The sequence below is a fragment of the Pseudomonas sp. AO-1 genome, from assembly GCF_019775695.1.
Taxonomy (GTDB): Bacteria; Pseudomonadota; Gammaproteobacteria; order Pseudomonadales; family Pseudomonadaceae; genus Aquipseudomonas; species Aquipseudomonas parakoreensis.
The window spans coordinates 3,936,139-3,957,075 of record NZ_CP079947.1 but is presented as its reverse complement, the minus strand read 5'-3'; the positions used below and the strand labels follow the sequence as shown (position 1 = coordinate 3,957,075).

The 20,937-nt window shown below is 61.2% G+C and carries 21 protein-coding genes and 1 riboswitch; of the genes, 13 read left to right on the top strand and 8 right to left on the bottom strand.

The window, feature by feature from the left end; translation table 11 throughout:
* Window positions 1–48 precede the first annotated feature (48 nt).
* On the top strand, window positions 49–1,245 hold the full coding sequence (locus KVQ82_RS18045; RefSeq protein WP_222015010.1) for an MFS transporter: 1,197 nt from the start codon (window positions 49–51) through the stop codon (window positions 1,243–1,245).
* 121 nt (window positions 1,246–1,366) lie between these two features.
* Window positions 1,367–2,095 carry a type 1 glutamine amidotransferase gene (locus KVQ82_RS18040; protein ID WP_222015002.1) on the top strand — a complete coding sequence of 243 codons (729 nt, stop codon included), beginning with the start codon at window positions 1,367–1,369 and terminating at the stop codon, window positions 2,093–2,095.
* Here the strand turns inward: KVQ82_RS18040 and KVQ82_RS18035 are convergent.
* The 3 genes from KVQ82_RS18035 to KVQ82_RS18025 form a co-directional block, all read right to left on the bottom strand.
* On the bottom strand, window positions 2,092–2,448 hold the full coding sequence (locus KVQ82_RS18035) for a hypothetical protein (RefSeq protein WP_222015001.1): 357 nt from the start codon (window positions 2,446–2,448) through the stop codon (window positions 2,092–2,094). The genes KVQ82_RS18040 and KVQ82_RS18035 overlap by 4 nt on opposite strands.
* A gap of 230 nt (window positions 2,449–2,678) precedes the next feature.
* Window positions 2,679–3,518, bottom strand: coding sequence for a glutathione-dependent disulfide-bond oxidoreductase (gene yghU, locus KVQ82_RS18030; protein WP_222014997.1), 840 nt, complete (start codon window positions 3,516–3,518; stop codon window positions 2,679–2,681).
* Between the two features lie 73 nt (window positions 3,519–3,591).
* Entirely contained in the window at window positions 3,592–4,212 is a 621-nt protein-coding gene (locus tag KVQ82_RS18025; protein WP_222014995.1) for a LysE family translocator, read from the bottom strand.
* A 176-nt stretch (window positions 4,213–4,388) separates the two neighbouring features.
* Between KVQ82_RS18025 and KVQ82_RS18020 the strand changes: the two genes are divergently transcribed.
* The gene (locus KVQ82_RS18020; RefSeq protein WP_222014993.1) at window positions 4,389–5,282 is read left to right on the top strand and encodes a LysR substrate-binding domain-containing protein; all 894 of its coding nucleotides are present in this window, start codon (window positions 4,389–4,391) and stop codon (window positions 5,280–5,282) included.
* Between the two features lie 33 nt (window positions 5,283–5,315).
* Here the strand turns inward: KVQ82_RS18020 and KVQ82_RS18015 are convergent, their stop codons facing one another.
* Window positions 5,316–6,245, bottom strand: a complete 930-nt coding sequence (locus tag KVQ82_RS18015) for a LysR family transcriptional regulator (RefSeq protein WP_222014991.1) — start codon at window positions 6,243–6,245, stop codon at window positions 5,316–5,318.
* A gap of 126 nt (window positions 6,246–6,371) precedes the next feature.
* Between KVQ82_RS18015 and KVQ82_RS18010 the strand changes: the two genes are divergently transcribed.
* The 3 genes from KVQ82_RS18010 (at window position 6,372) to KVQ82_RS18000 (ending at window position 9,587) form a co-directional block, all read left to right on the top strand.
* Window positions 6,372–6,647: a DUF2798 domain-containing protein gene (locus KVQ82_RS18010; protein WP_222014989.1), complete on the top strand. Its 276-nt coding sequence runs from the start codon at window positions 6,372–6,374 to the stop codon at window positions 6,645–6,647.
* Window positions 6,648–6,869: 222 nt separating this feature from the next.
* Window positions 6,870–8,657 carry a thiamine pyrophosphate-requiring protein gene (locus KVQ82_RS18005; RefSeq protein ID WP_222014987.1) on the top strand — a complete coding sequence of 596 codons (1,788 nt, stop codon included), beginning with the start codon at window positions 6,870–6,872 and terminating at the stop codon, window positions 8,655–8,657.
* Between the two features lie 216 nt (window positions 8,658–8,873).
* Window positions 8,874–9,587 carry a DUF72 domain-containing protein gene (locus tag KVQ82_RS18000; RefSeq protein ID WP_222014985.1) on the top strand — a complete coding sequence of 238 codons (714 nt, stop codon included), beginning with the start codon at window positions 8,874–8,876 and terminating at the stop codon, window positions 9,585–9,587.
* A 1-nt stretch (window position 9,588) separates the two neighbouring features.
* On the opposite strand, the gene mntP is transcribed toward KVQ82_RS18000, so the two are convergent.
* From mntP to KVQ82_RS17985, 3 genes are all read right to left on the bottom strand, one after another.
* On the bottom strand, window positions 9,589–10,152 hold the full coding sequence (gene mntP, locus KVQ82_RS17995) for a manganese efflux pump MntP (protein ID WP_222014983.1): 564 nt from the start codon (window positions 10,150–10,152) through the stop codon (window positions 9,589–9,591).
* Window positions 10,153–10,158: 6 nt separating this feature from the next.
* Window positions 10,159–10,331, bottom strand: a riboswitch (yybP-ykoY riboswitch).
* Window positions 10,332–10,568: 237 nt separating this feature from the next.
* The gene (locus KVQ82_RS17990) at window positions 10,569–11,939 is read right to left on the bottom strand and encodes an ATP-binding protein (protein WP_222014971.1); all 1,371 of its coding nucleotides are present in this window, start codon (window positions 11,937–11,939) and stop codon (window positions 10,569–10,571) included.
* Window positions 11,936–12,598, bottom strand: coding sequence for a response regulator (locus KVQ82_RS17985; RefSeq protein WP_222014970.1), 663 nt, complete (start codon window positions 12,596–12,598; stop codon window positions 11,936–11,938). Before KVQ82_RS17985 ends, KVQ82_RS17990 begins: the two co-directional genes overlap by 4 nt.
* A gap of 170 nt (window positions 12,599–12,768) precedes the next feature.
* On the opposite strand from KVQ82_RS17985, the gene KVQ82_RS17980 reads away from it, so the two are divergent.
* Genes KVQ82_RS17980 through KVQ82_RS17960 form a run of 5 tightly spaced genes read left to right on the top strand, consistent with a single transcriptional unit; the run spans window position 12,769 to window position 17,588 of the window.
* Window positions 12,769–13,035 carry a PepSY domain-containing protein gene (locus KVQ82_RS17980; protein ID WP_007960465.1) on the top strand — a complete coding sequence of 89 codons (267 nt, stop codon included), beginning with the start codon at window positions 12,769–12,771 and terminating at the stop codon, window positions 13,033–13,035.
* Window positions 13,035–13,580, top strand: a complete 546-nt coding sequence (locus KVQ82_RS17975) for a cytochrome b/b6 domain-containing protein (RefSeq protein WP_222014969.1) — start codon at window positions 13,035–13,037, stop codon at window positions 13,578–13,580. Before KVQ82_RS17980 ends, KVQ82_RS17975 begins: the two co-directional genes overlap by 1 nt.
* A 51-nt stretch (window positions 13,581–13,631) precedes the next feature.
* Window positions 13,632–14,927, top strand: a complete 1,296-nt coding sequence (locus tag KVQ82_RS17970) for an exo-alpha-sialidase (RefSeq protein WP_222014968.1) — start codon at window positions 13,632–13,634, stop codon at window positions 14,925–14,927.
* Window positions 14,927–15,538: a hypothetical protein gene (locus KVQ82_RS17965; protein WP_222014966.1), complete on the top strand. Its 612-nt coding sequence runs from the start codon at window positions 14,927–14,929 to the stop codon at window positions 15,536–15,538. The genes KVQ82_RS17970 and KVQ82_RS17965 overlap by 1 nt, the downstream gene beginning before the upstream one ends.
* A 22-nt stretch (window positions 15,539–15,560) precedes the next feature.
* Window positions 15,561–17,588, top strand: coding sequence for an LTA synthase family protein (locus KVQ82_RS17960; protein WP_222014965.1), 2,028 nt, complete (start codon window positions 15,561–15,563; stop codon window positions 17,586–17,588).
* Between the two features lie 29 nt (window positions 17,589–17,617).
* Here KVQ82_RS17960 and KVQ82_RS17955 read toward each other — a convergent pair whose 3' ends face one another.
* Complete coding sequence (locus KVQ82_RS17955; RefSeq protein ID WP_222014964.1) at window positions 17,618–18,436, bottom strand: alpha/beta fold hydrolase; 819 nt, start codon at window positions 18,434–18,436, stop codon at window positions 17,618–17,620.
* Window positions 18,437–18,608: 172 nt separating this feature from the next.
* Here KVQ82_RS17955 and KVQ82_RS17950 point away from each other — a divergent pair, with 172 nt between their 5' ends.
* Window positions 18,609–19,058, top strand: coding sequence for a helix-turn-helix domain-containing protein (locus tag KVQ82_RS17950; protein ID WP_027613044.1), 450 nt, complete (start codon window positions 18,609–18,611; stop codon window positions 19,056–19,058).
* A gap of 154 nt (window positions 19,059–19,212) precedes the next feature.
* Window positions 19,213–20,919, top strand: a complete 1,707-nt coding sequence (locus tag KVQ82_RS17945; RefSeq protein WP_222014963.1) for a ShlB/FhaC/HecB family hemolysin secretion/activation protein — start codon at window positions 19,213–19,215, stop codon at window positions 20,917–20,919.
* Window positions 20,920–20,937: the final 18 nt, after the last annotated feature.

Below are 20,937 nucleotides of genomic sequence, written 5' to 3'. Positions count from 1 at the left end.
TGCGTCCGGGCCATCGCCCGGACGCCTCTCGCCATACAGGTAGTTCCAATGACTTCCCTTTCTACAGAACAGCGCGGCTGGAGCGCGGTGCTGGCTATGTCGCTGGCCGCCTTCGCCCTGGTCGCTTCAGAATTCATGCCGGTCAGTCTGCTGACGCCGATTGCCGCCGAACTGCACATCACCGAGGGCCAGGCCGGGCAGGGGATTTCCGTGTCCGGTGCATTCGCCCTGATGACCAGCCTGGTGATTGCAACGGTCGCTGCTCGTGTCGAGCGCAAGACGCTGTTGCTGGGGCTGACCTTGCTCATGATCGTCTCGGGCACGGTGGTCGCTTTCGCGCCGGGCTATCCGTCGTTCATGTTCGGGCGGGCCTTGATCGGCATCGCGATCGGCGGTTTCTGGTCGTTGTCAGCGGCAACCGCGATGCGTCTGGTGCCGCCTGACCAAGTGTCCCGGGCACTGGCGATCGTCAACGGCGGCAACGCGCTGGCGACGGTAATTGCCGCTCCGGCGGGGAGTTTCCTCGGCGCGTTGATAGGCTGGCGCGGCGCATTTTTCTGCGTGGTTCCGGTCGCCGCGCTGGCGGCCATATGGCTGCTGATCAGTCTGCCGTCCTTCAAGCTCGAGCGTCAGGCCGGTCGCGGCAACGCCCTGCGGCTGATGAAGCAATGGCCAGTCGCTTTGGGGATGGTCGCCGTCAGCGTATTTTTCATGGGGCAATTCATGCTGTTCACCTACCTGCGGCCCTTTCTGGAGGAGGTCACCGGGGTCAGCATCTCAACCCTGTCCTTGATGCTGCTGGGACTGGGGCTTGCAGGGTTCATCGGGACCTTTGTGATCGAAAGATTCCTCGGCACCGGCCTGTACCGCACGCTGACGGTTATCCCGCTGATGATGGCGGTCATCGCCCTGGCGCTGGTCAACTTCGGCGCATCACCGCTGCTGACTGCGGTGCTGCTCGGACTGTGGGGGCTGGTCGCCACAGCGGCGCCCGTGGGCTGGTGGACATGGCTGGCACAGACGCTCCCGGAGGATGCTGAGGCCGGCGGAGGCTTGCTTGTGGCCATCGTGCAACTGGCAATCGCCGGAGGGGCCATCGTCGGTGGCCTGGCATTTGACCTGAGCGGTTACAAAACCACCTTCGAGCTGAGCGCGGCGGTGTTGGTGATTGCGTCGGTGCTCGCCTGGTTAGCGGGGCGCAGCGCTGCACAAGTGCATTTTGTCGAGTCGAACGCGACCGGTTGAGAGAAGTGCGAGAGTGATCGTGGAGTTGGCAGCTCTGCTCCAGCAACGGATTTGCCAATGACACTATGTGTCATATAGTCTTTGGCGCATCACTCATCCAGCCCCTCATCAAGGATTTCCAATGAACGTTCATTTCGTGGTTCACGAAGCATTCGAATCGCCCGGCGCCTATGAAACCTGGGTGCGCGAACGTGGCCATGAAGCGAGTTATTCGCGCGTGCATGCGTTTGAGGCCTTGCCCGCGAGCGTCGAGAACATCGACCTGCTGGTGGTGTTGGGCGGCCCGCAATCGCCGGCGACGAGCAAAGAGGAATGTCCGCATTTCGATGCGGCTGCCGAGTGCGACCTGATCGTTAGAGCGATCAACGCGAACAAGGCAGTGGTAGGCGTTTGCCTGGGGGCGCAATTGCTCGGCGAAGCGCTGGGTGCTGCGCATGGTCACAGCCCGGAAAAGGAAATCGGCAATTTTCCGATCACCTTGACCGAGGCGGGCAAGAACAACGCCAAGGTGGCGCACTTCGGCGATGCGCTCGACGTCGGTCATTGGCACAACGATATGCCGGGGCTGACGGCGCAGGCGAAGGTCCTCGCCGTCAGTGAGGGCTGTCCGCGCCAGATTGTCGAGTACGGCGATCTGGTCTACGGCTTCCAGTGCCACATGGAGTTCACCGCGGAGGTCGTGGAGCGTTTGATTGCCGCGTCCCCTGACGAGCTGGCGGCGGCGCTGGATTGTCGTTTCGTTCAGCAGCCGGCGGCGCTTCTCACCAACGCTTATGAGCAGATGAACCTTAAGCTGTTCGAGTTCCTCGACAAGCTGGTGGCGCAGTATCAACAGCAACGCAAGGGCTAGGAATAGCGGGCCAAACGCTCACGCCAGTTGCCACCGTGAGAACGCATGCACGCTTGCTCGGAGTCGAAACCCACGTTGCGCTCTGATGCGGGCAGGTCGATATCGGCCTCCCTCAGCGCAGTGGTCGTCAGTTCGAAGATCCGCGCTTTGGCTTGTGTGAAAGCGAGATGTTTGTCGGCCTCGGTATCGAACACCCAGATTACTTTCAGGGTCGCCTCAAACGCGTTCAGGTCAGCGGTGTGGGTCAGCCAGGTGAAGCCCTGGATTTCAGCTTTTGCGGCTTCACATGCGTCGGTGAGCGTGGCAATCAAGCGCCGCTCGATCCGCGCCAGTTCTCGTTTTCCAGCAGGCATTGCAGATCCTTATACGACAGTGGTGGTGTGGTCTCACTGTAATTGCTGAGGTTCACAAAACCTCATGTCCAACCCGAATTCCCTGTGGGAGCGAGCTTGCTCGCGAAAGCGGTAGGTCTGTTATGTCAGTGTTGACTGACTTGGCGCCTTCGCGAGCAAGCTCGCTCCCACAAAGGTTGCTGTGAACCGGGATGCCCCTGTCCAGTACAAATCCTTGTGGGAATGTGGCGTCAGTCCAGATCGCTGGCCTGATGCCGCTCGGCAACCTGGCTCGCCTCGTCACCCCAGGTGCGATTGACGCGCTGGCCACGCTTCACCGCAGGGCGTTGGGCGATGTCTTCGGCCCAGCGCTGCACGTGGGTGTATTCGTGGGCCGCTAGAAATTCGGCGGCTGAATACACGTTGTTGCGCACCAGTTGGCCGTACCACGGCCAGACCGCGATGTCGGCGATGGTGTAGCTGTCGCCGGCCAGGTAGCGGCTTTCCTTGAGGCGTCGGTCGAGTACATCGAGCTGACGCTTGGCTTCCATGGTGAAGCGGTTGATCGGGTATTCGAGCTTCTCCGGCGCATACGCGTAGAAGTGCCCGAAGCCACCGCCCAGATAAGGTGCGGCGCCCATCTGCCAGAACAACCAGTTCAGGGTTTCCGTGCGGCCAGCCGGATCTTTCGGCAGGAAGGCGCCGAATTTCTCTGCCAGATACAGCAGGATCGAACCGGATTCGAATACCCGAATCGGCGGCTGTACGCTGTGGTCGAGCAGCGCCGGAATCTTCGAGTTCGGATTGATCTCGACAAAACCGCTGGAGAACTGATCGCCCTCGTTGATGCGGATCAGCCACGCGTCGTACTCGGCCTCGGTGTGCCCCAGTGCGAGCAATTCTTCCAGCAGGATGGTCACCTTGACGCCATTGGGCGTCGCCAGTGAATACAACTGCAGCGGGTGTTTGCCCACTGGCAGGGTCTTTTCATGCGTCGGCCCGGCAATCGGGCGGTTGATGCTAGCGAAATGGCCGCCGGACGGGGCTTCGTGTTTCCAGACTTTGGGCGGTACGTAGGGCGCTTTACTCATGAAATGGGCCTCATGGTGAACTTGCCGAGAATGACCTGACGGGTATCAGACCAGACAGCATAAACGCTCTAGCTCAAGACTGCGCAACCCCCGGAATGATCAAACACGCCGCCAGACCCATCAACGCGATCCCGATGACCTTGTCGAGGAGCCGCTGTTTTTCCAGCAGGCGACGGCGTAACCGTTCAGTGGAGAAAAACAGCGCGACCAGGCTGAACCACAGCCAATGAATGACCGACATGAACAGGCCATAGGCGAAGTTCACCGTCAGCGAACTGCCAGGCTCCACCACCTGGCTGTAGGCCGCCACCACAAACAACATGGTTTTCGGATTCAGTGCATTGGTCAGAAAACCTGAGCAGAACACCTTCCAGGCACGGGGTGCCGAAGCGCTCGCATCGGTAAATGTCAGCACCGATTGATTGGTAAAGGATTTGATGCCCAGATAGACCAGGTAGCCGGCGCCCAGCAGCTTCATCATCCAGAACAGCATCGGTGACTGAGTGATGATCAGCGCCACCCCGAACACCGTGTAGAACACATGAACCTGCACGCCACAGGCGATGCCCAGCGCAGCCAGCAAACCACTGCGCCGCCCGTAGGCATAACTGTTGCGAGTGACCATGGCAAAGTCCGGGCCGGGGCTGATCACCGCCAGAAGGGTGATGGCGATTACCAGAAACAATTCATTCATCCCTACGCTCCATCGCGTGATTTGCGCTACTTGATTTCACAGATGCACTGTCCGAAGTCATTCTTGCAAAAGTTTGGAAGGATGCGGCAGGCTCCGATTGGCGCCATGATGGGGAATTGTCACTGGCAAAAAAAACGATTTATAGTCGCGAAAATCTGTGAGAAATCATCGTCTATATGAACCTGCCTCCGCTGGCTGCCTTTCGCTTCTTCAACACCGCCGCCCAGACCCAGAGTTTCGTCAAGGCTGCCGAGCTGCTGCACGTCACCCACGGCGCAGTCAGCCGCCAGGTGCGTTTGCTGGAGGAGGCGATCGGGGTCGAGTTGTTCGAACGGCGTAACCGCGCGATCTTTCTCAATCACGCGGGACGTTTGCTGTTCAATGTCACCGCGCCGATGTTCGAGCAGTTGCAGAGCACGGTTTATCGCCTGCAACGCGAAGTCCACGATGACGTGCTGGCGGTGTCCTGCGAGCCGACCATCGCCATGAAATGGCTGATCCCGCGTCTGCCCGACTTCCACAGCGCGCATCCACAGTTGCAAGTGCAATTGCTGACGGCCGGCGGGCCGATCGACTTCGCTCGTTCAGGCGTGGATCTGGCGATCCGCCGCGACGATTTCCATTGGGACGAAACCGTGCACGGCGTGACCCTTTGTGAAGAGTGGATCGGCCCGATCTGCGTGCCGTCCAGTCGACCTGACGGCGATCATTTGCGTGGCGCCTGCCTGCTGCACAGCAAGACGCGCCCGCAGGCGTGGGACAACTGGATACGACTGACTGGCATGAACGCATCGGATGTCAGTCGGGTCGATTACGAGCATTTCTACCTGTGCATTCAGGCCGCGCTGGCCGGGCTGGGCGTCGGTATGGCGTCGTTTCTGATGGTGCAGGACGAACTCAAGTCCGGCCAGTTGATCGCGCCGTTCGGCTTCGTTCGCGACGGTTCGAGTTATTGCCTGCTGTCACCGCGACCCTTCGAACAGAGTGCCAATGCCATGCTTTTTCGCGAGTGGATTAGCCAGCAGATGAGCGCGTGCAGCCAATGGCTCGGGGGTGATCTGCAGCCTTGAAGACAGAGCGCTGCATTCATCAGCCAGGCATGATCAACGGGCTTGCATTGGCCAGCGCCTGTTCAGGTGCTCCGTCAAATAATCCATGAAGGCTCTGACCTTCGGCGTCATCGCCGCACGTTCCTGCACGCATGCATAGATGTCCATCGGTTCGACATGCCCGTGGGTTTCACCCGGAAGATCTTCGAACAGTTGCACCAGTTGACCGCTTTCAAGGTAGGGCGCGGCGACGAATTCGGCCAGACGCGTGACACCTGCGCCGTTGACTGCCATTTGCGCCAGGGCGTCGATGTCGTCGCTGATGGCGGTGGCGTTGATCGGAGCGTCGTAGTGTTGGCCGTCTCGGATGAAACCCCAGCGCAGAAAGCGCCCATCCAATGGGTACCGGAACGCCAGGCAGGCGTGGTGTTGCAGGTCTTGCGGTGATTGCGGCACGCCGGCGCGTGCAAGGTAGGCGGGTGCGGCGCAGAAGATGAAAGGCAGGGAAACGATTCGGCGTGCGACGATGCCGTCTTCCAGTTGTGGTTTGATCCGCAGGCTCAGATCAATGCCGTTCTGGATGTGATTGATCTTGCCATTGGTGGTCGACAGCTCGACCAGCAGGCGCGGATGCAGTGCGGAGAAACTGGCGAGTAACGGCGCCAATACGTGGCGACCGAATGCGCTGGTGGAGGCAATGCTCAAGCGGCCTTGCAGTTCGCCTTCGTCGCCGATGATCGCGCTTTGCGCCGACTCCAGGTCCGCCGCGATGCGTTTGACTTTCTCGTAATACAGAGCGCCATTTTCAGTGAGGGCCATGCGGCGGGTGGTGCGCTGCAGCAGGCGCACGCCGAGGTGCGTTTCCAGGCGATTGAGGGTCTGGCTGACCGCTGCCGCACTGACGCCCAAGGCCTTGGCGGCGCCGACGATCGAGCCGGCTTCAACCACTTTGATAAAACTGGCAATCGCCGCCAACAGATTCATCCGTGTCCCGCCGTGTGGGTTTGATTCGTAAGTTGTGCTTTATAAAGTACCTATGGCAGGCCGTCTAGTTGAGGGCTGGGGGCTTTGCTAAGGTGCCGGCTCCCTGTCAATGGATGGAAAAGCCATATGAATCAAAGAACCACTACCGATGCCTTGCATTCGCTGCGTCGCAAGTTGTCGTCACGAGCGACGCCCTACGTGTTTGCGTTGTACATGGCGACGATCATGGCATTCCTGATGTCGCTGGTGATCACCGCCGCCAACTCCGGGATTGATAACGACTACCTGAGTAATGCGCTGCACGCCTACAAGCTGGCGATGCCGGTGGCGTTTTTGTGCATCCTCGTGGTGCGGCCGATCGTGATCAAACTGGTGGCGATGACGGTGCATCCGCATCGTTGATGATCCCCGTGCAGGAGCTGCCGAAGGCTGCGATCTTTTGATGTTGTTTTTGCATATCAAAAGATCGCAGCCTTCGGCAGCTCCTACAGGGAGCGGTTCGGCAATGCTGTCGGGAAAAAACAATCGAAACTTCGCGCGCTCCGAAACTGTCCAGACCCTTGTACCGCCCGGCGGATGTCTCGCCGGGCAGGCTTCATGTATCGGTGACAGGCGAGGAACGAAATGACGACGACAGTGGGCGATTTTCTGGTTGAGCGGCTCAGCCAATGGGGCGTCACGCGGATTTTTGGTTATCCGGGAGACGGCATCAATGGCGTATTCGGCGCGCTCGCCCGAGCCAATGGCAAGATCGAATTCGTTCAGGCCCGACACGAAGAAATGGCCGCGTTCATGGCGTCGGCCCACGCCAAATTCACTGGCGAACTGGGCGTGTGCATCGCCACGTCGGGGCCGGGTGCTTCGCACCTGATCACCGGGTTATACGACGCTCGGATGGATCACCAACCGGTGCTGGCGATTGTCGGCCAACAGGCGCGGACGGCGCTCGGCAGTCATTACCAGCAGGAGCTGGACCTGGTGTCGATGTTCAAGGATGTGGCCGGGGCGTTTGTGCAGCAGGCGTCGGCGCCGTCGCAAGTGCGGCATTTGCTTGATCGCGCCGTGCGTACGGCAGTTGGCGAGCGGCGGGTGACGGCGATCATCCTGCCCAATGATTTGCAGGATCTTGCGTACGAGCCACCAGCGCGGGCGCACGGCACCGCGCACTCTGGCGTCGGTTATACCAAGCCGAAAGTGCTGCCCTTCGAGGCCGATCTGCAGCGCGCCGCCGACGTTTTGAACAGCGGTGAAAAAGTCGCGATTCTGGTCGGCGCTGGCGCGTTGCAAGCGACGGATGAAGTGATCGCCATCGCGGAAAAACTCGGTGCTGGCGTCGCCAAGGCGTTACTCGGCAAGGCCGCGCTGCCGGACGATTTGCCGTGGGTCACCGGCAGTATCGGCCTGCTGGGCACCGAACCGAGCTACAAGATGATGCACGAGTGCGACACCTTGCTGATGATCGGCTCGGGTTTCCCCTATGCCGAGTTCCTACCCAAGGAAGGTCAGGCGCGCGGCGTGCAGATCGACCTGCAGCCAGACATGCTCAGCCTGCGTTATCCGATGGAGGTCAATCTGGTCGGTGACTCCGCCGAAACCCTTGCCGCGCTGCTGCCGTTGCTCGAACAGAAGACCTCGCACAAGTGGCGCAAAAAGATCGAGGGCTGGCGCGCCAGCTGGGAGAAAATTCTGGAAAGGCGTGCGATGGCCAAAGCCGATCCGATCAATCCGCAGCGGGTGGTGTATGAGCTGTCACCGCGCCTGCCGGAGCAGGCGATCATCACCAGCGACTCGGGTTCCTGCGCCAACTGGTACGCGCGTGATCTGAAGATTCGCCGCGGCATGCAATGTTCGCTGTCCGGTGGCCTGGCCTCGATGGGCGCTGCCGTGCCGTATGCGATCGCCGCCAAGTTTGCGCACCCCGAGCGTGCGGTGATTGCGCTGGTGGGTGACGGCGCGATGCAGATGAACAACATGGCCGAACTGATCACCGTTGCCAAATACTGGCGCCAATGGAGCAGCCCGAAATGGATCTGCGCGGTGTTCAACAACGAGGATCTGAATCAGGTCACCTGGGAGCAGCGGGTGATGGAGGGCGATCCTAAGTTCGAAGCCTCGCAAAGCATTCCCGATGTGCCGTATCACCTGTTCGCCATTTCCATTGGTCTGAAAGGGATTTTCGTCGACCGCGAAGAAGACGTCGCCGCTGCCTGGGAGCAGGCACTGGCCTCGGACGTGCCGGTGCTGATCGAGTTCAAGACCGACCCCAACGTGCCGCCATTGCCGCCGCACATCAAACTCGAACAGGCGAAGAAATTTGCCACGACCCTGCTCAAGGGCGACCCGGACGAGGCGGGCGTGATCGTGCAAGCCGCCAAGCAGGTGCTGGCCAGCGTCCTGCCCGGCAAAAAATAATCGTGAAGGCACTTCGTCGTGCACCAAGGCTGTGAGCACCGCCGAAACCTGTGGGAGCGAGCTTGCCCGCGAAAGCGTTGTGTCAGGCACAGCGATTGTGGAGGTGTCGACGCCTTCGCTGGCAAGCCAGCTCCCACAGGTATTTCGCCGTGTCCTAAATCTGTTAACGAAGACCATGGAGATTTTCATGCGTGAAGCGGCGAAGGGGCTTTTTTGATGTTCATCGGTTGCGCGGGCTGGAGTCTGGGGCGTGAGTATTGGCCGGAGTTTCCGGTTGAGGGCACGCATCTGCAGCGTTACGCGGCGCGGTTCGACTGCGTGGAAATCAACAGCTCGTTTTATCGTCCGCATCGGCGTCAGACTTATGAACGCTGGGCGGATTCGGTGCCGCCGGGCTTTCGCTTTTCAGTGAAGGTGCCAAAGCAGATCACTCATGAATGGCGTCTGCGGGGCTGTGATCAAGCGCTGGACGAGTTTCTTGGGCAGTGCGAGGGTCTGGCCGATCGGCTGGGATGCTTGCTGGTGCAACTGCCACCATCGCTGGCCTTTGAACCGACAAGCGCAGAGGCGTTTTTCGTGGCATTGCGTCAACGCTTCGCCGGTGCCGTGGTGCTTGAACCACGGCATGAGTCATGGGTGGCGGCGGCGCCGATGCTGCAGGCGTATCGGATTGCCCAAGCCATGGTCGATCCGTCGCGGATCAGTACCGATGGTTCGGCGCAGGGCTGGACGGGGGTGCGCTATTGGCGACTGCACGGGTCGCCACGGATTTATCACAGTGCTTATGAGTTGCCTTATCTGCAGCAACTTGCGCAGGACATGCAGCTTTGCGCTGCTGATGGGGCCAGCGTCTGGTGCATCTTCGACAACACCGCCAGCGGCGCCGCGTTGGGCAACGCGATGACGCTGGCGGCGCTGAGCCGGGCTTGAATCAGGCTGACAAGTGCTCATACAGAATGGTCGCGCCGACGATCATCAGCACCACGCCACCAACCATTTCCGCACGCTTGCCGACGACCGCACCGAGCACCCGGCCGAGCATCACGCCGATAGTCACCATGGTCATGGTCGCCACGCCGATGGCCGCTGCCGCCACCCAGATATTCACGTCGACAAACGCCAGGCCGACGCCGACCGCGAGCGCGTCAATGCTGGTGGCAAACGCGGTGACCGCCAGAATCAGGAACGAATGTTGACCGGGCTTTTGCTCTTCCTCGTCTTCGTGTTTCAGGCCGTTGCAGATCATGTGCAGACCGAGGATCAGCAGCAGGGTGAAGGCGATCCAGTGGTCCCATTCGGCGACCCAGCGGGTCGCAGCCTGGCCGATCAGCCAGCCGATGATCGGGGTGATGGCTTCGATCACGCCGAAGATCAGGCCGGTGCGCAGCGCTTCGCTCAGACGTGGTTTGTGCAGGCTGGAGCCTTTGCCGATGGCTGCGGCGAACGCATCCGTGGACATGGCCAAAGCGAGGAATATGAGGGAAACAGGATTCACGGGGGCACACTTCCAGTCGGGCTATGAGTCAACGACACAACCACACGCCCGACTTCAGGCATGGATGTGTCGTCGGTCTCACCAACCAAAAGGTGTTCGTACCACGGCAGGTTGCCGAGAATGTTGATACGAACGCTTCCGAGGGACTCGGAAGCAGGCTACTCCCCAACGAGGCTGCGGATCTTATGGGGGCAAACATGAAAATTTTGTCAAAAGCATCGATTGGCTCAGGGGTCCTTACTGCCCAGATCTGCATTGGGTTCTGGAAGATCACTGTGGCGAGGGGATTTATCCCCGATGGGGCGCGAAGCGGCCCCTCTTTGACGAGTTGGACTGCCGCGCATTCCAGCGGGGGCGGCGCAACGCTTCGCTAAATCACCTCATTGCAATGTCTTCTCACTCAAAGGCTATCCGGGTCACGGTGCCTCATTTATCCGCAACTGCGCACACAACCCGCCCTGCGCACGGTTATACAACTGCAACGAACTGCCGATCTTGCTGACGATCATCTGCACGATCGCCAGCCCCAGCCCGGCGCCATTGTCGTGGCCATGGCTGTAGAAACGCTCGAACAGTCGTGCGTATTCCTGCTCGTTGATACCGGGCCCGGCGTCTTCGACGCTGATGTACACCGCGCCGCCCGCCTGCGGTTGCACCTGGACTCGCACCTCGCTGCCCGGCGGGGCGAAATTCAGGGCGTTGGTCACCAGGTTCTGCAAGGCGATGGCGAGGGCTACCGGGTCGGTGTCGACCGGGCAGTGGTGGTCGCTGTCGAGGATCAGTTCGACGTCCTTTTCCATGGCCAGCGGTGCCAGTTCGGCGAGCTCTTCGCGCACCAGTTCGGTCAGATCCACAGTGCGGGTGTCGGGATTGGCCAGGTGCGGTTCGATGCGCGCCATGGTCAGTAATTGACTGGCGATGCGCGTCGCCCGATCCACCGCACTGACCAGATATTCCAGCGCCTCTTCGCGTTGTTGCGGGGTCGCCGCCAGTTGCGCGTTTTGCGCGTGGATCCGCAGGATCGCCAGCGGTGTGCGCAGCTCATGGGCGGCGTCGGCAATGAAGCGCCGCTCTCGGGCCAGCAGATTGTCGATCTGCTGCAACAGGCGATTGAGCGCGGTCTGCATCGGCTCCAGATCGTGGGGCAGGGGGCTGAGGTGCAGCGGTTTCAGGGTTTCGGTGTCACGTCCGCGAATGCTTTGCGCCATGGCGCGCAGCGGTTGCAGGCCCCAGCCGATGGTCAGCCAGATCAACGCGGCCAGCAGCGGTACGCCGATCAGGCTCGGCCATAACGTGTGGCCGACGATGCGCTCGATCAGGTCCTGACGGATGTCGTCGCGCTCGCCGACCCAGATCAGCAATCCTTGCTGCGAATCCTTGAGCAGAAACGCGCACCAGTCGCGGCCATTCTCCATCAGGTCATGCGAGCCGAGGGTGGTGGGTGGTGCGGCAAGCTCCGGCGCTTCGGCCGAGCGCACCAGCAATTGCCCGTCGCTGCGCCAGACCTGAAAGGTCAGACGGGTTTCGTAAGGGTGCGCGGCCTCGCCGTCGCCGACCCGGCTCATGGCGTCATCGAAGGCCTGATAGAGCCGGCTCCAGTCGTTGTCGCCGGGTGCGCGCTGGGCCAGCACGCCTTGCAGCAGGCGCGCGCTTTGCGCCAGTTGGGCATCGTAGACTTCTTCGATTTCATGGTGACTGTCGCGCAGCACCAGCCAACTGATCAGCAGGTCGCCGATCAATACCAGAATCAGCACCGGCACCAGTATCCGCGCGCGTATGGAAATCATGGTTTGAGCTCCACCACATAGCCTACACCGCGCACGGTGCGGATCAATTCGCTCGAGAGTTTTTTGCGCAGGTTATGGATCAGCACTTCGAGGGTGTTGCTCTCGACCCGATCCTGCCAGCCATACAGCGCTCGCGACAGGCGCTCGCGGGTGACCACCTTACCCGGGCGGGCCAGCAGTTGGTGCAGCAGTTGATATTCCATCGGCGTCACCACCACGTCGGTGCCGCGCCAGGTGACCTGCTGTGTGACCGGATCGAGACACACGCCGGCATGTTCAAGCACCGGCTGCGCACGGCGCTGACTGCGGCGCAGCAAAGCGCGGATGCGCGCTTTCAGTTCATCGACATCGAACGGTTTGATCAGGTAGTCGTCGGCGCCGGCATCCAGCCCGGCAATGCGTTCGGCGGTGCCGTCGCGGGCGGTGAGGATCAGTACCGGCAAGTCCTGTTGATCGCCACGCAAGCGTTGCAGCAGCGCGAGGCCGTCGAGCCGTGGCAGGCCGAGGTCGAGCAGCAGCAAGTCGAAGCTTTCACTGCGCAGGGCGTGCAGGGCGCTGGCCCCGTCCTGCAACCAGTCGAGGGTGTAGCCTTCGCTGCCGAGGGCAACGCGAATGCCTTGACCGAGGGCGCGATCATCTTCGACCAGCAATAGGCGCATAACGGATTCTCTTGAGCAAACACGGCGGTTGACCGGCGGCATCATGCCGCTGTGCAGGCGGCTGTGGCAGCTGACCCGACGGGAAAGATGTAACGACTCATTGCCAACTAAGCTTCGACTAAGGTTGCTTTTGCACAGTGAGGCCTTCCTCATCGAGCGAGAGTGTTTCCATGCGCAAACTTCTGCTGTTGTCCCTCATCGTTGCCAGCCCATTGGCGGTCGCCGGCCCGCAATGCACCACCGCCGAACGCTCGCAGTGGCAAGACCAGAAAGCCTTTCAGGAGCAGCTCAAGGCCCAGGGCTACGAGATCAGCAAATTCAAGGTCACCGACGGCAACTGCTACGAGATCTACGGCTTCGACAAGGACAAGCGCAAAGTCGAGATCTACCACGACCCGGTCAGCGGCAAAGCGGTGAAAACCGAGATCAAGGGCTGATGCCGAACGCCTCCGTGCGCCTGTGGGACCCCGTGGTGCGGCTGTTTCATCTGTCCATCGCGGGCGTCTTCGTTGCCAATTACTTCTTCAATGAAGCCGGTGACGCCTGGCACATCTGGCTCGGCTATTACGCCATGGGCTGGCTGCTGGTGCGGCTGGTCTGGGGATTCGTCGGGTCGCGCAGTGCGCGTTGGGCGGATTTCTGGCCGACACCGACGCGGTTGATCGCTCATGCGCGCTCGCTGATTGCCGGACGGCCCGAGCATCGCCTCGGGCATTCGCCGATGGGTGCGCTGGTGATGCTGTTGATGTTGCTGGCGATGTTTAGCGCCGGTTTGAGCGGCTGGGCCATGGAAGAGATCGACGCCCTGTGGGGTGCCGACTGGCCGTTGCAGGTACACGAATTCGCTACCGACACCTTGCTGGTACTGGTGTGTCTGCACATCGTCGCCGCGTTATTCGAGAGTTTTCTGGTTCGCGACAACTTGCCGTTGTCGATGCTCACCGGACGCCGACGGCGCTTGCCGGACGATCCGCCGCGCTGACAAGGATGTTTTGCCGATTGCCCTCCATCCTGTTTTTGCCGTGAGTCCACTATGCGTGCGCTTCCCGATCGCTTGAAATTTGTCCTCGGCGGACTGGCCGTGAGCCTGATTTTCTGGGGCGCCTGGCGCAGTCATCCGGCTCATGTGCTGGCGCCATTTGCCGTGGCCACGCCGCCGGTGGATGCTTCGCTGCAGGCACCGGAGCCGCTGTACAGCAGTCGCTTCGTCTCCTCGCAATTGAATGATTTCGTGCACTCGTCGTCGGTGACCGCGCTGCCGGGCGGCGACCTGATGGCGGTGTGGTTCGCCGGTTCCCGCGAAGGCGCCGCCGACGTGCAGATCCGTACCGCCCGCTATGACGCCGACAGCGCGGAGTGGGGCGCCGAGCAGGTGTTGGCCACCCGCGAATCGACCCGCGACGGCACCCGCCGCTACATCCGCAAACTGGGCAATCCGGTGATCGCCCTCGCGCCGGATCAACGGTTGTGGATGTTTTATGTCTCGGTATCCGTGGGCGGCTGGGCCACCAGTGCGATCAACGTGATGGTCTCGGATGATTTCGGGCGCAACTGGTCGGCGCCGCGACAGCTGATCACTTCACCGTTCTTCAACATCAGTACGCTGGTGCGCGCTGCGCCGGTATTCCATGCCGACGGTTCGATCGGCCTGCCGGTATATCACGAGTTCATGGGTAAATTCGCCGAGTACCTGTACCTGAGCGCCGACGGCGCGGTGATCGACAAATTCCGTATCAGCCGTGGCAAGCATTCGTTGCAGCCAACCATTGTGCCGCTGGACGGAAAACGTGCCGTGGCCATGCTGCGTTATGCCGGCGACACCCATCATCGGGTGCTGGCCAGCCGCACCGAGGACGCCGGGCAGACCTGGAGCGAGCCGTATCCGCTGGAGCCGGCCAACCCCAATTCATCGCTCGCGGCAGTCGGCACCGGCGACAACGGTCTGCTGGTGGCGCTCAATGATCTGCAGGACGGGCGCTTCAAGCTCAGCCTCTACGGCACTGATGCCAACCTGAGCAACTGGCGCAATGTGATCGAACTCGATCAGTCGCCCGATCCGCTTGGCCAGCCGTTCGCGCCCGACGCTTACAAGGCAATCATCGGCGAAGGCTTTCGTGCTTCCAGCGGGGCGCGTCGTCTGCCGCTGGAAGCGCGCTTTCTGAGCAATCTGGACTACCGGGTGTGCAAGCCGCAGGGCTGTGATTTCGAGTACGAGTATCCGTACTTCAGTCGCGGCAGCGATGGCCTCTATCACCTGGTGTATTCGTGGAATAACACCTTCATCAAACACGTCAGCTTCAATGACGCGTGGCTCGAGGAGCGCCTGTGATGCTGTTGCTCTGGCAAGCCCATTTGACGTTCGTCCTGCTCGCTTTTGTCTTGCTCGGCTCGCTGCACTTCACGCAACGCTGGCGCCCGTGGCTGTTGCCGCTGCTGGCGCTGGTCAGCTTCGTGCCGATCAACGAACTGCCTTTGGCGGCGTACGTGCGCAGCTTCACCGATGATCTGGCGATCACCACGCTGGTGTTGCTCGGCTGGGCCAGTCTGGTCCGGCTGGGCGTGGTCGAGCGGCAGACATTGTCGGCACGGGTGCAGATGCTGGTGCTGTTCACCGTGCTGGCCGCGCTGTTGTACCCGGCGACGATGGGCATGACCTATTTCGATCCGTATCGCTGGGGCTTCAATCCACGGCCGATGATCGTCTGTATCGGTGTGCTGGCACTGGCGCTGTTGTGGCTGCGCAACACGCTGGCCGTGTCGATGCTCGCGCTGGGCACGCTGGCGTTCGCCTTGCGTCTCAAGGCTTCGGAAAACTATTGGGACTACCTGATCGATCCGCTGCTGCTGGGTTACTGCCTGGTCACCGCTGCGGCGCTGTGCATCCGCGAGGTCTGGCGTCTGCTGCGAGCCGCACCGGCAAGCACGACATCTTCTATTTGAACCAACGACACTGAGGTCAATGATGGGCTGGTTGCAATCGCGACGCCTGCGCTATGGCGTGGGTGCGGCAGGTTTGGCGTTCTTGTTGTTTACCGTGCTCCGGTTGGTGTTCGTGCTGGGTTTCTCCGGGATCGCGCCCAGCGAGTTCGTCGACAACCCGGCACTGCGCGAAACCCTCGGGATCGGTTTGCGCTTCGACCTGCGCCTGGCCGTGTTGCTGATCCTGCCACTGGCGTTGCTGGCCTGGGTGCCGCGCTGGAACCTCACGCGGTTGCCGTGGTTACGCGGGGTCGCACGGGTTTACTGGCTGCTGGCGCTCGGCGTGATCGGCCTGTTGTACATCATCGATTTCGGTCATTACGCCTATCTTGGCGTGCGGATCAACGCCACGGTGCTGCGTTATCTGGAAGATGCGCAAATCTCACAACAGATGGTCTGGGAAACCTACCCGGTGCTGTGGATTGCACTCGGCTGGCTGGCGGTGCTGGGCGTCTGCTTCTACGGACTTTTGCAGCTGGAACGGCTGACGCTGGCCCGTGAACCCAAGGTTATCCGGCGTCCGTCGCTGGCATTCGGCACCGGGCTAAGCGTGGTCGTGGTGCTGCTGGCGCTGCTCGGTCGGGTCGATAATCTCAACCTGGAAAACCCGGTGCCGCTGCGCTGGAGCGATGCGTTCTTCTCCGGTAACGCGCAGATCGCCGCGGTCGGTCTGAACCCGGTGCTGTTCCTGTACGACACGCTGAAAACCGGGCAGGCGCAATTCGATGAGGCGCAGGTGCGCGAGCACTATCCGTTGATTGCCCGCTATCTGGGCGTGGATCGACCGGACCCGCAATCGCTCAACTTCGAACGTCCGCAAGGCGTGCAGCCGTATCGGCTTCAGGGCACGCCAAACGTGATGTTCGTCATGCTCGAATCACTGGGCACCAGCGCCGTCGGCGCCTACGGTAATCCGTTGAACCCGACGCCGAACCTCGATCAACTGGCGAGCCAAAGCTGGTTCTTCAAGCACTTCTATGTGCCGGTCACCGGTACCGCAAAAACCGTGTGGGCGAGCATCACCGGCGTTCCCGACGTTACCCGCCGCGAGACCGCAACGCGCCATCCGCTGATCACCCGCCAGCACACGCTGATCAATGCGTTCACCGATTACCAGAAGCTCTACATGATCGGCGGCAACGCCGGCTGGGCCAATATCAATGCGCTGATCCAGCAGAGCATCGACGGCGTGCGCCTGTATCAGGAAAGTGACTGGCGTTCGCCGCTGGTGGACGTGTGGGGCATCTCCGATCTGGATCTGTTCAAGGAGAGCGACCGCATCCTGCGCGACTTGCCGAAGGACCGACCGTTCTTCGTCTACGTGCAAACCTCGGGCAACCATCGGCCGTTCACCATCCCCAAGGACAACGACGGCTTCGAAGTCAGCAACCTGTCGCTGGAGCAGGTGCAGACCGCCGGTTCGCGCAGCGTCGAGCAGTACAACGCGGTGCGCCTGCTGGATTTCAATATCGGCAAACTAATGGAATTGGCCAAGGCTGGCGGCTATTACGACAACACGATTTTTGTGTTCTTCGGCGACCACAACACGCGCATCAGCCAGATCCCGCACATGCCGCCGGCGTTTGAGCAACTGGGCCTGGAAAGCAATCATGTGCCGATGCTGATTCATGCGCCGGGGCTGCTGGCGCCAAAGATCATCGAGCAAGCCGTGGGGCTGACGGATCTGCTGCCGACGGTGGCGGGGATGGCTGGCGTGCCGTTCAGCAATGGTGCGATGGGCCGCGATGTCCAGCAACCGGCTCCGGAAGGTGAGCGCGTGGTGCCGCTGGTGCTGCGCGAGGGCACGTTCCCGGTGATTGGCGGGGTAACCAAGGATTTCCTCCTGCAGATGCAGCATGACGGCAGCTCGCCGACCCTGCATGACCTGGCGTCGAATAGGCCGCTGGATAACGTCGCCGGGCAGAACCCCGAGGAATTCCAGCGCCTGGTGGAGCTGACGCGGGGTCTGCACGAGAGTGCGCGGCTGATGCTGTATCGCAACGTGCGCTGACCGGGCTGCACCCGGTCAGCGCAGTGTTCTCAGCGGTTGAGGAAGGCCAAAAGGTCTTCATTCAGCGCCTGGGCGTGGGTCACGGCAAAACCATGGGGCGCGCCGGCGTAGACTTTCAGCTCGGCGCCCTTGATCTGCGCGGCGGCCTGCTTGCCGGTGGTTTCGAACGGCACGATCTGATCGCCGTCACCGTGGATCACCAGAGTCGGCACGTCGATCTTTGCCATGTCCGGGCGGAAGTCGGTTTGCGAGAACGCGGTGACGCAATCCACGGTGCCTTTCAGCGAGGCCAAAAGGGCGACGTTCAGGGTTTGCGTAAGCACGCCGTCGGAGACTTTCTGGCCCTGATTGGTGCCGTAGAATGGCGCGGCGAAGTCCGCGATGAACTGCGCGCGATCCTTGAGCAGGCCAGCCTTGATTCCGTCGAACACCGAAGTGTCGACGCCTTGCGGATAGTCGGCCTTCTTGCCGAACAGTGGCGTCACCGCCCCGAGCAGCACCAGTCCGGCAACGCGCTCGCTGCCGTGGCGGGCGATGTAGCGGCTGACGTCGCCGCCGCCCATGGAGAAACCGACCAGCGTGACGTCGCGCAGGTCGAGGTGTTTGATCAGTTGCGCGATGTCGTCGGCAAAGGTGTCGTAGTCATAGCCGTTCCACGGTTGATCGGAGCGCCCGAAACCACGGCGGTCGAAGGCAATCGTGCGGTAGCCGCGACTGCTCAGGTATTCCATCTGGTATTCCCACATGTCGGCATCCAGCGGCCAGCCATGGCTGAACAACACGGGCTTGCCGCTGCCCCAGTCCTTGAAATAGATCTGTGTGCCGTCATCGGTAGTGAATGTGCTCATGGAAACTCCTTGCTTGAGTACGCGTTGGGGAGGGGCTGTAAAAGCAGGATTCACTATCCGCGCAATCGACCGTGGCCACTTGTATGCAGGTGCTGCGCTGGCGGCGTGGTTCTTTTCCGCGAACACAGTTGTAAGATGCAACCACACGCTGGATTTGACGGAGAAACACCCTGTGAAGCGCAAAAGCCTGCACGGCAACGCCTGCCCGGTCGCCCGTACGCTGGATCTGATCGGCGACTGGTGGTCGCTGCTGATCATCCGCGATGCGCTGGAGGGCATTCGCCGCTTCAGTGATTTCCAGAAGAATCTGGACATCGCCAAGAACATGCTCAGCGCTCGGCTCAAGGCCTTGGTAGAGCAGGGGATCCTGCAAACCGTGCCGGCCGCCGATGGCGGTGCCTATAAGGAATACGTACTGACCGAACGCGGCAAGGCCTTGCAGACGGTGATCGTTGCGCTGTCGCAGTGGGGCGGCGAGCACCTGTATGCGCCGGGGGAACCGGGTTCGGTGATGGTTGACGCGCAGCAGCGGCAGCCGATCAGGAAGCTGGAGTTGCGTTCAGCGGATGGCCGCCTGCTGGCGCCTCAGGACGTGGCGACGAAGTTGGGCGTCGCGCACTGAACCCAGGATTAACCCCGGAAAACCGCAACCGCGTCGATTGTTCAATCCCTGTTACAAACCCGACAAAAGGTTGAAACGATTGTTTGACGTCAAAATGATGGCCATCTAATATTGCGCCACTATTTTGATGTCATTCCGTATCGAGGGATCGAACATGTACCCACCCGCCCTCGCGGCGAGGTTGTGTGCAGCTTTGCTGTGCCTGTCTCCACTTCAGATTGCCTTCGCTGCACCCACTCCCGGTGAAACCGACCTGATCCGCGATCGCCAGAATCGCCTGCTTGAAGAGCAGCAGCGGCGTCTGGAAGAACTCAAGGACTTGCCCGGCAAAGATGCCAAGCCCGCGCAACCGGCAGCGCCCACCGATACCCGCTGTTTCCCGATCAAGGACATCGAGCTCAAGGGCGCCGACAGTTTGTCCGACAGCGACAAAACTCGTCTGCTCAAACCCTACATCGACCAGTGCCTCGGGGTGCCGCAACTCAACGAGCTGCTCAAGGTCATCACCGACCATTACATCGAGAAAGGTCTGGTCACCAGCCGTGCCTACCTGCCGCAGCAGGATCTGTCCGGCGGGCACCTGAAAGTGCTGGTGGTCGAGGGCAAACTCGAAGGCATGAAGGGCGCCGAGAACAGCCAGCTATCGCAGCGCGAACTGGCGATGGCGTTTCCCGGCAAGTCCGGCGAACTGGTCAACCTGCGCGAGATCGAGCAGATGGTCGATCAGCTCAATCGCCTGCCGTCCAATCAGGCCAAGATGGAGCTGGCGCCGGGCAAGAACGTCGGCGGCAGTGAAGTGCTGGTCACCAATAACCCGCAGAAGCCATGGCGTGCCGGACTGTCGCGCAGCAACGACGGCCAGCGCAGCACTGGTGAACAGCAGTGGGGCACCACTTTTGATTGGGACAGCCCGCTGGGCCTGGCCGATCAGTTGAGCCTGCGCGGCGGTCACGATGCAATGACCGACCACCAGCACACCTCCAGCAACGCCATGCTCAATTACAACCTGCCGTGGGGCTGGTGGAACTTCAGCTACACCTACAGCCAGAGCGACTACCGCTCGCAGATCGCCGCCAACGGCTACAACTTCAAGCAGACCGGCGACAGCGAAAACCATCAACTGCGCGCCGAACGGGTGATCCATCGCGACTCGGTGAGCAAGACTTCGCTCAGCGCCGGGCTGTCCTACCTGCGCACCAACAACTACATCGAAGACAGCAAGCTCAAGCTGAGCAGCAACCGCATCAGCGAAGCGCAGTTCGGCTTCAACCACGGTCGCCGCATCGGCAGCGCCTTCGTCAACTTCGACGCCGGCATGCAGGAAGGCATCGGCGCGTTCGACGCGCAGGGCAGCCACGATCCAGGCCCCGGCGAGCCCGACGCACGCTACCGCAAATACACCGCGACCCTGAGCTACCTGCAACCGTTCAAGGTGTGGGGCGAATCCTTCAGCTTCAGCAGCCTGATGACCGGCCAACGCAGCGAGGACGTGCTGTTCAGTTCACAACGCACCAGCCTCGGCGGGCTGTCGTCGATCCGTGGCTACAAGGATCAGTCGCTGTCCGGCGACAGCGGCGGCTACTGGCGCAGCGATCTGCGCTGGAGTCGACCAGTGACGGCCGAATGGCTGCGCCCGGTGTTCGCTGAATACGGCACCAGCCTCGGCTACGACCAGGGCGTGATTCGCGGTGATCGTTACAACGGCGATCAGCACGGGCGCATGTCGAGCAACTCGCTGGAACTGTTCGCCCGTGGTCAACACGTGGCTGCCAGCGTGACCTTTGCACATTCCCTCGAACGCCCGGATGTGCTGACCGAGCGTGAAGCGCCGATTTATTTCCGCCTCGACTTTTTCATCTAACTCAAATTCTTCGAGACC